Source organism: Zhongshania sp. (assembly GCF_041623545.1).
Classification (GTDB): domain Bacteria; phylum Pseudomonadota; class Gammaproteobacteria; order Pseudomonadales; family Spongiibacteraceae; genus Spongiibacter.
In genome coordinates this window covers 1-10,474 of the sequence record NZ_JBFJWS010000097.1, presented here as the reverse complement: position 1 = coordinate 10,474, position 10,474 = coordinate 1, and the positions used below count along the sequence as shown (strand labels likewise).

The following is a 10,474-nucleotide window of genomic DNA, read 5'->3' as shown; positions in this document are numbered from 1 at the left end:
GCTAAGGCATTAAAGTGAGCCTAGCCTCAGTGTGTCTGCGGGCGATCTGTTTTAAAGCGGATTCGCTGACTGATAAATACAGCTGGGAGAGGGATTTTTTTATGCGTACGTATTGGAATGACCACTGATTTGCGCCGTTTTTTATCTACGATGAGCTTTGATCGGAAGCTGGCGTCTGCAATTATTGCCAGTAACTTAGTGGTGGGTGGGTTAATTTTTGGGCTGTGTATCGCTTTGGCGACCGAGGCATCCTCTGCTAGCAGGCAGGACAAGTACACCGTCATAGCTGGTTTGCTGGGGCAAATATTGGTAACCGGAGACGCGGATAAGGTAAGGCTTGCTGTGCGGGAATTGGCTGCAGATAGAGGTATCACTGCGGTTTGTGCCTATTCTGGAGAACGTGGTACGAGTTTACTGTATGAATATCAAGCCAATTACAGCAAGGGCACATGCGGGCAGACATATGCCACATTAGGCGAGAATGAGTACCTTGCGATAGTCCCTACACAAAAGGAGGCGCCCTTGAAATTAGTGTTGCAAACCAATGATCAATGTTTGAGTGATTACCTTCATTCTGCGTGGTGGTTGGCGATACTCATTTTTGCAGGAACCGTACTCTTTGCCTTTGGTTTTTCTTCATGGCTCGGAAAGCATTTATTACTACCTATTACCAGCTTGCTGGAAGTGATTAGTCAGGTTCGTTTGAATCGGGATTACCGTTTACGCGCGAATAAATACGCCGAGGATGAGTTTGGCCAACTTTGCGACAATTTTAATGACATGATTGCCGATGTTGATTGCCGAGATAAGGAGGTGCTTAAAGCCCGTCGGGAGTTGGAACTTCGGGTTTGCGAAGTTGATGTCAGTAATCGCGAGCTAAGCGGCACCTTGCAGCGCTTAAAGCAAACGCAGCAGCAATTAATCAATACGGAAAAAATGGCCTCCCTTGGTGCTTTGGTTGCAGGTGTTGCGCATGAAATTAATACCCCTATTGGGGTTGGCGTGACCGCAGCGTCGACTTTACAAGCGAATACTGCAGATGCAAAAAGAAGCTATGAAAATGGGGTATTGACACAATCGGCTTTGCAGCTGTATTGGGAGCAGAGCTTAACGGCGAGTAAGATGATTTTAGGGAACCTCGAGCGCGCGGCGGGATTAATTCAAAGTTTTAAGCGGGTCGCGGTCGATCAAAGTAATAGCGAGGTACGGCGCTTCAATCTCGGTGAGTACTTGGGCGAGGTCATGCAAAGTCTTTATCCCCAAGTTAAAAAGGCTGGATTAAGCTACCAGTTAGATTGTGATCAAGATTTGATGGTTTTTTCATATCCTGGTGCAGTGTCGCAAATAGTGACCAATTTAGTGATGAACGCCATTAGTCACGCCTTTCCGAATGGCGAGAGCGGACATTTACACCTGAAGGTATGGGCGTCTGAGTCTGGGGAAATTGCGCTACAATTCAGTGACGATGGTAGGGGTATTCCGGCAGAGCATTTGGCACGAGTCTGTGACCCATTTTTTACAACAAAGCGCGGCAGTGGCGGTAGTGGTCTTGGTTTGCATATTGTATATAACTTAGTTACTCAGCAGTTGTGTGGACGCATTAATATAGACAGCGAAGTAGGGAAAGGTAGCTGTGTTAGCCTTTTCTTCCCTCCGGACGTCGGTAAGGTAGGATTATATGAGCCAGTTTGAAATGGATAGTGATGGCGATGATAAATTGCAGTTTGCGGCAGAGCCAACTGGAAATGTTTGCGTCCCAGGGCTGGTGCCATGGAAGCTGCTACTAGTTGATGATGAAAAAGTTGTTCATTCAGTTACTCGTTTAGCGCTAGAAGGCTTTGAGTTAGCGGGGCGTGGTTTGGAGTTTATAAGTGCTTATTCCGCAGCGGAAGCGCGGCAGGCCCTTGCTCAGCATGATGACATCGCGCTAATTCTGCTTGATGTGGTGATGGAAACCGATCACGCGGGACTTGATTTAGTTCATTATATTCGCCGTGAACTAAATAATAAATTTGTGCGTATTGTCTTGCGTACCGGCCAGCCTGGTCAGGCGCCTGAGCTAGAAGTGATTACCCAGTACGATATTAATGATTACAAAGAAAAAACGGAATTAACTCGCCAAAAGCTGTTTTCAACTGTGTACACAAGTTTATGTTCCTACCGCGACTTAATCGCATTGGAATGTAACAGGCTTGGTTTATTAAAAGTGATCGAAGCCTCGGCGCATATTTTTGAACGTCGAAATATGGCGGCATTTGCAGAGGGCGTTTTGCAGCAGCTCACAGCACTACTGTACCTGAATAAGGACGCAATGTTGGTTCAGCCATGCGGCGTACTGGCTAGGCCCTCAAGCGATAAGCTTAATATTCTGGCGGCTACAGGCTGCTATTCAGATTTTACTGGTGCAGTCGATGTTTCACAATTTGAGCGAGAAGTTGCTGATCGTATCGCTGCGACAATTGAACAGCGATCAAGCAATTATGGTGATAATTACTGGGTAAGCTACTATGTTACAGAATCTGGCATGGAGCAGTTGCTGTACGTGTCTGCGAAGGATGTGTTTTCAGTACCGGATATTGCGATGATTGAGTTATTTGTAAAGAACGTCGCAATCGCTCACGAGACAATTGCCCTACTGGAGTCCAATGCCCATGACCAACACCAATAGCAAAAAGATCCCAGATAAAATGGCAGATAATGATGAGCTTATTTTGGCAAGCGAGCAAAGCACTATGCTGACACAGGATTCGTCTACAACGGCCAAGAATGCCTGGAAGATCCTCATTGTCGATGATGAGGAAGAAATCCATGTGGTCACCCGCTTGGCATTACACGATTTCAGCTTTGGTGGACGCCACCTCGAATTCATTAGCGCCTACTCCGGCGAACAAGCGCGGCAAATGATTCAGGAGCATCCTGATACTGCCATTATTTTACTTGACGTAGTTATGGAGACCGATAGCGCCGGCTTGGATGTGGCGCGGTTTATCCGGCAGGATCTCGGCAATCACTTTGTACGTATTATTTTGCGTACCGGTCAACCGGGCTTGGCGCCAGAGCGCCGTGTTCTAAAGGTTTACGATATCAATGATTACCGCGCTAAAACCGAATTAACGCAAGATCGGCTGTTTTCCGTAATTTATACGGCGCTTTCGTCGTACCGAGATTTAATAGCCCTGGCGCGAAGCCGCCATCAACTTATTGGCCTGGTCAATGAGATCGAGCAACTGTCGCATTTGGCCGCCCGCGACTTACAAATGCCGCTGAATGAAGTGGTTGGCGCAATGCGTAAGATTGGCTCTCGAGTGAGTGAGCTGCCGCCAACGGGCTTGGCTGAAGAGTTTCTTGATATCAGAGAAAACGTTTACGCCATGCAGTCCGCGTTAAATAAGCTGGTCGCACTTACATCGGTTGGTCGGTTTAATGAAAGCCGGGAAATGGTCGATTGTAATTCCGTGGTCAGTGATGTGATGCTGAATTTGGACAGTGAGTTCCAAGCAAGCCATGCCAATTTGCACTGCGAAGCGCTGCCGACGGTGTTCGCCTGCCGGCGCCAACTTACCCAACTATTTCAAAATTTGATTGGCAATGCAATTCGCTATTCTGAAGGTAAGCCACCTGAAATTTATATCAATGCAACTACCCATGAGCGCAATTGGGTGTTCTCTATAAGTGACTCTGGGGTTGGTATTGCCCCAGAGCATCACAGTGGCTTATTTAATTTATTTCACCGCGACAATGGCGAAGGCGTTGTTAAAGACACCGGGGTTGGCTTGGCAATTTGTGAGAAAATAGTGAGGTGGCATGGCGGCAAGATCTGGCTTGAATCTGAGCTTGGTAAGGGGTCAACCTTTTACTTTACTATCCCCTTGGCGGAATAGGAAAATACAATGCGATCAGAGTGGATCTTAGATAGTCTCGTACACAGTTTAATTTGCGTAGACCTTGATGACCGTATCAGCTACGTGAATGCGGCAACAAAATCCCTTATCAACGCGCCATTAATTGACTTATTAGGCAAAAACCTTGCCGATGTGTTGCCTTTGGTTAGTGTGATAAATGGTAAGCCGTTAGCGGAGCAGTTGGCGGTGTGTCGCCAAAACGCTAAGCCATTGATCGTCGTTTTTCCGGCTAAATGCGAAGTTCACTACTTAGCGTCGGTGTCTGATGTGCTCGATGATAAGGGTGTGAAAATTGGATATAGCCTTGCCATCGCGATGACCGATGCGCCTGATGAGCTCTTTGGTGTAAGCGAAAATGGGATTGATCCACTCACGAAGTTAATGGGCCGAGGAGAATTTGAGCGTCGTTTGGCTAACCTAGTGAGTGATGCAGCAACCAGTTCTCGCACCCATGCCTTACTTTACATTGATATAGATCAGTTTAAATTGATCAATGATACCAGCGGACATGTTTCCGGTGATAATCTCATTATAAACATCGCCCAAGCGCTGCAAGTAGAGCTCTTTATCGGTGATATGCTGTGCCGCCTAGGTGGCGATGAGTTTGGTGTATTGCTCAGCAATGTAGATACCTTTGAGGCGCGTTCTGTGGCCTCGCGGTTGGTTAAAGCCGTAAAACGTATGACTTTTATGTGGAGCGGTATTGCGCATAGAGTGTCAATTAGTATCGGTGTGGTGCTCGTCGACGAATACTCATTAAGCCGCGAGGCGGTGATGAGTCAGGCGGATGTTGCCATGTACTCGGCTAAGGAGGATGGTCGTGGTCGGGTGCATGTATACGATGCCCAAGATAAAAAGCTCAGCCGCTTACACGATGATATGGATTGGGTGCATCGGATCAATAAGGCCTTGGCTGCCGATGAATTTTGTCTTGTGACGGAGCGAATTCTGCCATTGGTTGATGAGTCAAATCGCACAACTTTGTACAACGAGCTGTTGGTAAGAATGATCTACAACGGCGAAGTACTTAGCCCTGGGCAGTTTATGCCCGCAGCTGAGCGCTTTGGTTTAATGCCTCAAATCGATCGTTGGGTAATTAAAAGCTTCTTCAGCTTCCTGCAGCGCAACCCAGAATTGAACACCCGGAATGTGATGTATTCTATTAATATTTCGGGGCAATCCTTGTGTCAGGAGTCCTTCTTAGAGTTTGTCTACCGCTACCTGAGGCGGAGTACGGTAAACCCGGAAATTATATGTTTCGAAATTACCGAAACGGTGGCAATTACCAATTTTGCTGCTGTGACTCGGTTTATTCACCAGGTACATGAGCTCGGCGGGAAGTTTGCGCTCGACGATTTTGGTACGGGCATGTCGTCATTTGGCTACCTACAGGAGCTACCTGTGGACTTTGTTAAAATTGACGGTCTTTTTGTTCACGATATGGACAAAAACCCCGTGCACAAAGCCATGGTGCGGTCGATAAATGATATTAGTCATGTGCTCGGTAAGCGAACGATTGCCGAGTTTGTCGAGCGTCAGGAAATCATGGATCAGCTTAGGGCCTTGGGAGTCGATTACGCGCAGGGACATTTGCACGGCAAACCCCAGGATTTAAAAGATTTAGTGCAAATTGCCTAAATATCAGCATGCATACTTAGGCTGACTTTATAAGTTTAAGCTTGGTTATAGCTGCTCTGTGTGTCGAATTTGGCTGATTGTGGCCCCATTTCATAATAAGTTGTAGGTTTAGGCCATAGAGCATTACCTGCAGGCATGTTATAAGTTCCTAGTATTAAACTAACGACAGCGGAATGTGGCCGTAAAGCGTATATTTGTGTGCTTCCTTGGGATTTGAGAGGGGTTGATTTTTGCCGAAATTCGGTGATTTTGTGGCTATGTTTGCTTATTTTCGGCGAAATAGCTAGCGCACTCAGTGTTTGTGGGGTGGGCGGCTTACCTAGAAACACCTATAGCCACCGTCGCGAGGATTGATTAAGGTTATGCAACAGGGTTGTTGGAATACTTTGTTGCGATTCAGATGAATAGGGCAAATTGTGAAGAAACTGGAAAGTAAACTGCAGCATTCTACAAGCTATGAAGAGTGGAAGGCGCTGGCGAAAGAACACGATCGCTGTTCTGGTAGAGAGCATTGGAAAAAAATAGATAAGACGAGTCTCTATGATTATGCGTCAATTCGTTCACGCCTAGAGCGGTTGCGCTATTTTCGTGAAAATAACGACAATATCGGTTTGTTGTTCTCATTAAACGAGGGCATCCACGGCAATATGGGTGGCATGGGAAAACCCGTTTTGTATGCGCGGGCGAAGTTTGGCACCAAGCAGTTAGTGCATGACTATGTTGATGCCATCAGTGATTCCCTAGATCATTTAGCCCAGCTTGATTCCGAACACCCGAGCTTTTTAGAGCGACTTGATTTTTTCCGGCGAGCCAGCAAGTGCTACGGAAAGTCAGCACTGATGTTAAGTGGTGGGGCGGTACTTGGTAATTTTCATGTTGGTGTCGTTAAGGCCTTGGTTGAGCAGGATCTCTTGCCGGAAGTTATTTCTGGGGCTAGTGCTGGCTCGATGATTGCTGCGGTATTAGGTACCCGCACCGATGAAGAGTTACAGCATTTCTTGGATGCAGATAACTTGGGTAAAGTTTTACTGACCGAAGTTGCCCTGGTTAACGGCCGATTGTCTGAGTCCTCGCCACGGATAAATCATCAGTTATTGAAAGAAAAAATAGCGAAATTAATTCCGGATATCACCTTCCAAGAAGCATTTGAGCGCACTGGGCGGCATATTAATATTTCTATATCGCCCTCGGATGTGCACCAGACCTCGCGGTTGTTGAATGCCATCGCGTCGCCCAATGTGTATATTCGCAAAGCGGTATTGGCGTCCTGTGCGGTGCCAGGAATTTATCCGCCGGTCATGCTTGAAGCGAAAAATGTGCATGGTCATCCCCAGCCTTACCTTGCCACCCGGCGTTGGATTGATGGCTCGGTGAGCGATGATCTTCCCGCGAAACGCTTGGCCCGCTTATACGGTGTAAATCATTTTATTGTTAGCCAGACTAACCCGATTGTGCTTTGGGCTGTACACGATGCAAAAACTGAAAACAGCGGTTTGTTACCGGCACTGCGTCAGCTGGGTGGGCGCAGTCTGAAAGAAGCCTCAAAGGTTGGCAGTAGTGTCGCGAGAAAATATTTTAAAAATTCACCGAGGATTAGACGTGTTGCGAATATCGTATACTCGGTGATCAATCAAGAATATACCGGCGATATTAATATTATTCCTCGTTATCGCTTTTTTGATCCGCGCAAGCTGTTAACTGAGTTGACCCCAGATGAATTGCAGTTCTTTATTCTGGAGGGCGAGCGGGCAACCTGGCCCAAGCTTGAGATGATACGTGCTAGTACGAAGATAAGCCGTAAACTCAGCCAAATTCTTGAAGTGTATGAAGCCGAAGAGTTTAGTCGTTTGGCAAAATCTAAGCCCCACCATCTCGGTGCTGAGATAACTCGCAGCAAGGTGCGCGCCTAGATATTCCTGTATCGGTATACAATTTTGTATGCAGACAAACCCCAGTGTTTACTGGGGTTTGTCGTTTTTGGGGTAGGTGGACACTACTTTTCAATTTCGCCAACTCATAGCGCTATTTGAACGCGATAGCGCTGATATCTGGTGCCTGTCCTCTCGCGGTACGTAGGGCTATAGGGTGGTGTTTAATGATGACCAAGGTATAATTGCATATACAGGGGGGGGTATGCATAAGTGGGTGTTACTCCCTGCGCACAGCTATAGTAAAGCAAGGTCCGAGTTCAGTCCTGGGAGATTATAGATATGGTTGAAAGTACGCTATTTACGCCGTGGCAGTCGCTGATTGGAGGGAGTTTAATTGGTTCAGCCGCTGTTTTACTAATGTGGTCAATGGGGCGAATAGCTGGGATTTCAGGGATCGTCGCTGGTGCCTTGAGTGAGCGTGGGGAGGAGAGAACGTGGCGACTCAGTTTTTTGGCTGGATTGTTTCTTGGTGCGATACTCGCTGCCTATTTTAGTGGCGCCTTAGTCGGAGTTCAGAGCGTGGCATCGACGCCGGTATTGCTTGTCGCTGGTTTGTTGGTCGGTTTTGGAACAAGAATGGGCGGGGGGTGTACCTCTGGGCATGGTGTTTGCGGTATTTCGCGATTCTCCCTGCGTTCAATTGTTGCGACTGTAATTTTCATGGCGAGTGGTGCTGTGACCGTGTTTATAGTACGTCATTTGATGGGAGAGGGCGTATGAATCGCTTAATACTGCTCATTGCTGGAGCATTGTTTGGTGCGGGCATTACTGTGTCGGGTATGGCTAACCCCGCAAAGGTGCAAAACTTTCTAGATATTGCTGGTCAGTGGGATCCAAGTTTGGCCTTAGTAATGGGCGCCGCGCTGATGATTACAACGCCGGGCTTCTTTTTTGTGTTCAAGCGACAGAAGCCACGGTTTGCCGGCGCATTTGCGCTGCCAACCAAAAAGGATATTGATTCTAAGCTTGTGTTAGGCGCTGTTATGTTTGGCGCTGGCTGGGGTTTGAGCGGATTATGTCCTGCTCCAGCCTTGGTCGCATTGTTGACGGGTGCTATGCCATTTCTGGTCTTTATCCTAGCGATGTTTGCAGGCATATTGCTACACCGGCAGCTGTTTGAGAAATAGTGTGTTGAATTTAGTGTTAGGTTAAACTGTTGTCGTAGATAATAAAATTAATGGATCTTTGAGGGTTTACCATGGCTGTTAAATGTCAGTTTGACTGCAGTATTGATCAAGTTTGGGGCTTATTGTGCGATCCAGATTTTCGGGTGGAACGCAGTATTGCCCTAGGTGAATTAAGCGCTGAATGCGATGTGGAAGAAAGCGACAAACAAGTGACAGTCAAGATGAACCGAGAGGTCGTGCGTGAATTGCCCTCGGTTTTAGCGCGGGTGTTTAATCCACAGCAAACCTTGGCGTTCATTGAAACCTGGCAGCCAAAAGGTGATGGCTGGGAAGGTAAAATGAGCATAGAGATTAAAAAGCAGCCGGTGCAATTGGGCGCGACAATGTCGTTAATGCCAACGGCGTCGGGCTGCGAGTACATTGTGACTCACAGCTGCAAGGCGAAAATTCCACTGGTCGGTGGCAAGGTTGAAAAGTACGTGCTGTCGCAGACTGACGATGGCGCCTTAGATGAAGTGAATTACCTAAAAGAAAAGTTGGCTGGCTGATTAGCCTAGGCGGCAATTTGCAGGCAGCTGCGGTGTTCATCTAAAGCCGCCTGAATATCGCTCGCGGTATTTAGGCGCTTGATACGCTCAAATAAAGTTTGTGCTTCTCGGTACTCTCGGCGTAAATAGCCCAGCCATTGTTTTATCGGGCCGCCAACGTGGCGTGGCGCGCAATTGAGAATGCTATCTTCAAAAAGTGCATTAACCAGTCGCAGTATTGCGGCCCAAGAATTTCGTTGGTAAGGCACGCCTGATAAAACTGATTTTATTTCTAGGGCCAAATCCGGGCGCGCTAATAGTCCTCTACCTAGCATGACATCGCGGCATTGACTCTCGGCTCGGCAACGTTGAAAGTCGTCTGGGCTCCAAACCTCCCCGTTGGCAATAATCGGTATATTGGTAATATTGTGAGCTTGTGCCAGTAGTGACCAGTGCGCGGGTGGTTTGTAGCCATCTTCTTTAGTGCGGGCATGAATGGTGATTGCATCGGCACCGGCTTCGCTGATTGCCGCGATAATCTCGGCTAGGCGGCTGCTGTCTTTAAAACCAAGTCGGATTTTCGCGGTCACAGGAATTGCTGCCGGTACTGCAGCGCGCATCTCTTTAATTATTTGGTGCAATAGCTCTGGTTCGTCGAGTAAAACCGAGCCGCCGCGATGGCGGTTGACGCATTTTGCTGGGCAGCCGAAATTGGTGTCGATACCCACTGCGCCTAAGCTTGCTGCGCGGGCGGCATTTTCTGCCATTGGGCCAGGTTCGCCACCCAGTAATTGTAAGTAAACTGGTACCCCGCTAGGGGTGCAGCCGGCTTCCGTCAACTCTGGGCATAGTCGGTAAAATACGCGCGGCGGCAATAGCTGGTCGCTGATTCGGACAAACTCGGTTATACAGCGGTCGATTCCGCCCACTGCGGTGAGTAGGGCGCGCATTCGGGCGTTAACAACGCCTTCCATTGGGGCGAGATGTAATTGCATTGCAAGGCTTCAAGGCACAAAAGACCATTGTACCGCAGCGGCGGGCTGGCAGTAATTATCTGATGCAGATATTGACCCGGATGACGGGGTGTAGGGCATATTTATGGGGGTGGGGTGGTGTTTAGTTTGTTTCGGGCCGTGGTCGCGGCGGGAGTGACGGTATTTTTGCTGCTGATGTTGAGTGCGCAATTTCCGGCTAAAAATGCGGCCAATGAAGAGGAGCGCATTTTTAATGCGGACAACGCCAGCACCTTTGGCGAAGACCCTGAGCCTCGGCGGCTAGTGCAGCTAAATGAGTTGGGTAGTGACGACCAAGGTGATTTTGCGCAGTTGAGTATCGATGGCGAGATGCGT

10 protein-coding genes are annotated in these 10,474 nt (G+C 48.0%); 9 read left to right on the top strand and 1 reads right to left on the bottom strand.

The annotated features are described in order from the left end of the window. The first annotated feature begins 117 nt into the window (after positions 1 to 117). The 8 genes from ABYT30_RS10420 to ABYT30_RS10385 all read left to right on the top strand — a co-directional run bounded on the left by ABYT30_RS10420 (position 118) and on the right by ABYT30_RS10385 (position 9,146). Positions 118 to 1,692: a sensor histidine kinase gene (locus ABYT30_RS10420; protein WP_373096349.1), complete on the top strand. Its 1,575-nt coding sequence runs from the start codon at positions 118 to 120 to the stop codon at positions 1,690 to 1,692. Beyond that, positions 1,679 to 2,668, top strand: coding sequence for a DUF3369 domain-containing protein (locus ABYT30_RS10415; RefSeq protein ID WP_373096347.1), 990 nt, complete (start codon positions 1,679 to 1,681; stop codon positions 2,666 to 2,668). Before ABYT30_RS10420 ends, ABYT30_RS10415 begins: the two co-directional genes overlap by 14 nt. After that, entirely contained in the window at positions 2,652 to 3,881 is a 1,230-nt protein-coding gene (locus ABYT30_RS10410; protein ID WP_373096345.1) for an ATP-binding protein, read from the top strand. The genes ABYT30_RS10415 and ABYT30_RS10410 overlap by 17 nt, the downstream gene beginning before the upstream one ends. Positions 3,882 to 3,890: 9 nt before the next feature. After that, entirely contained in the window at positions 3,891 to 5,540 is a 1,650-nt protein-coding gene (locus ABYT30_RS10405) for an EAL domain-containing protein (RefSeq protein WP_373096343.1), read from the top strand. Between the two features lie 416 nt (positions 5,541 to 5,956). Then, a complete protein-coding gene (locus ABYT30_RS10400) occupies positions 5,957 to 7,450 on the top strand; it encodes a DUF3336 domain-containing protein (protein ID WP_373084054.1) in 1,494 nt (497 codons plus the stop codon). 300 nt (positions 7,451 to 7,750) lie between these two features. After that, positions 7,751 to 8,191, top strand: a complete 441-nt coding sequence (locus ABYT30_RS10395; protein ID WP_373096341.1) for a YeeE/YedE family protein — start codon at positions 7,751 to 7,753, stop codon at positions 8,189 to 8,191. After that, entirely contained in the window at positions 8,188 to 8,598 is a 411-nt protein-coding gene (locus ABYT30_RS10390) for a DUF6691 family protein (protein ID WP_373084447.1), read from the top strand. Before ABYT30_RS10395 ends, ABYT30_RS10390 begins: the two co-directional genes overlap by 4 nt. Positions 8,599 to 8,669: 71 nt before the next feature. Next, a complete protein-coding gene (locus ABYT30_RS10385; protein WP_373084445.1) occupies positions 8,670 to 9,146 on the top strand; it encodes a DUF2505 domain-containing protein in 477 nt (158 codons plus the stop codon). Between the two features lie 5 nt (positions 9,147 to 9,151). Here ABYT30_RS10385 and ABYT30_RS10380 read toward each other — a convergent pair whose 3' ends face one another. After that, the gene (locus ABYT30_RS10380; protein WP_373096338.1) at positions 9,152 to 10,120 is read right to left on the bottom strand and encodes a tRNA dihydrouridine synthase; all 969 of its coding nucleotides are present in this window, start codon (positions 10,118 to 10,120) and stop codon (positions 9,152 to 9,154) included. A 117-nt stretch (positions 10,121 to 10,237) separates the two neighbouring features. Between ABYT30_RS10380 and ABYT30_RS10375 the strand changes: the two genes are divergently transcribed. Beyond that, positions 10,238 to 10,474: hypothetical protein (locus ABYT30_RS10375; protein ID WP_373096336.1), on the top strand; the 237-nt coding region annotated here is incomplete at its 3' end.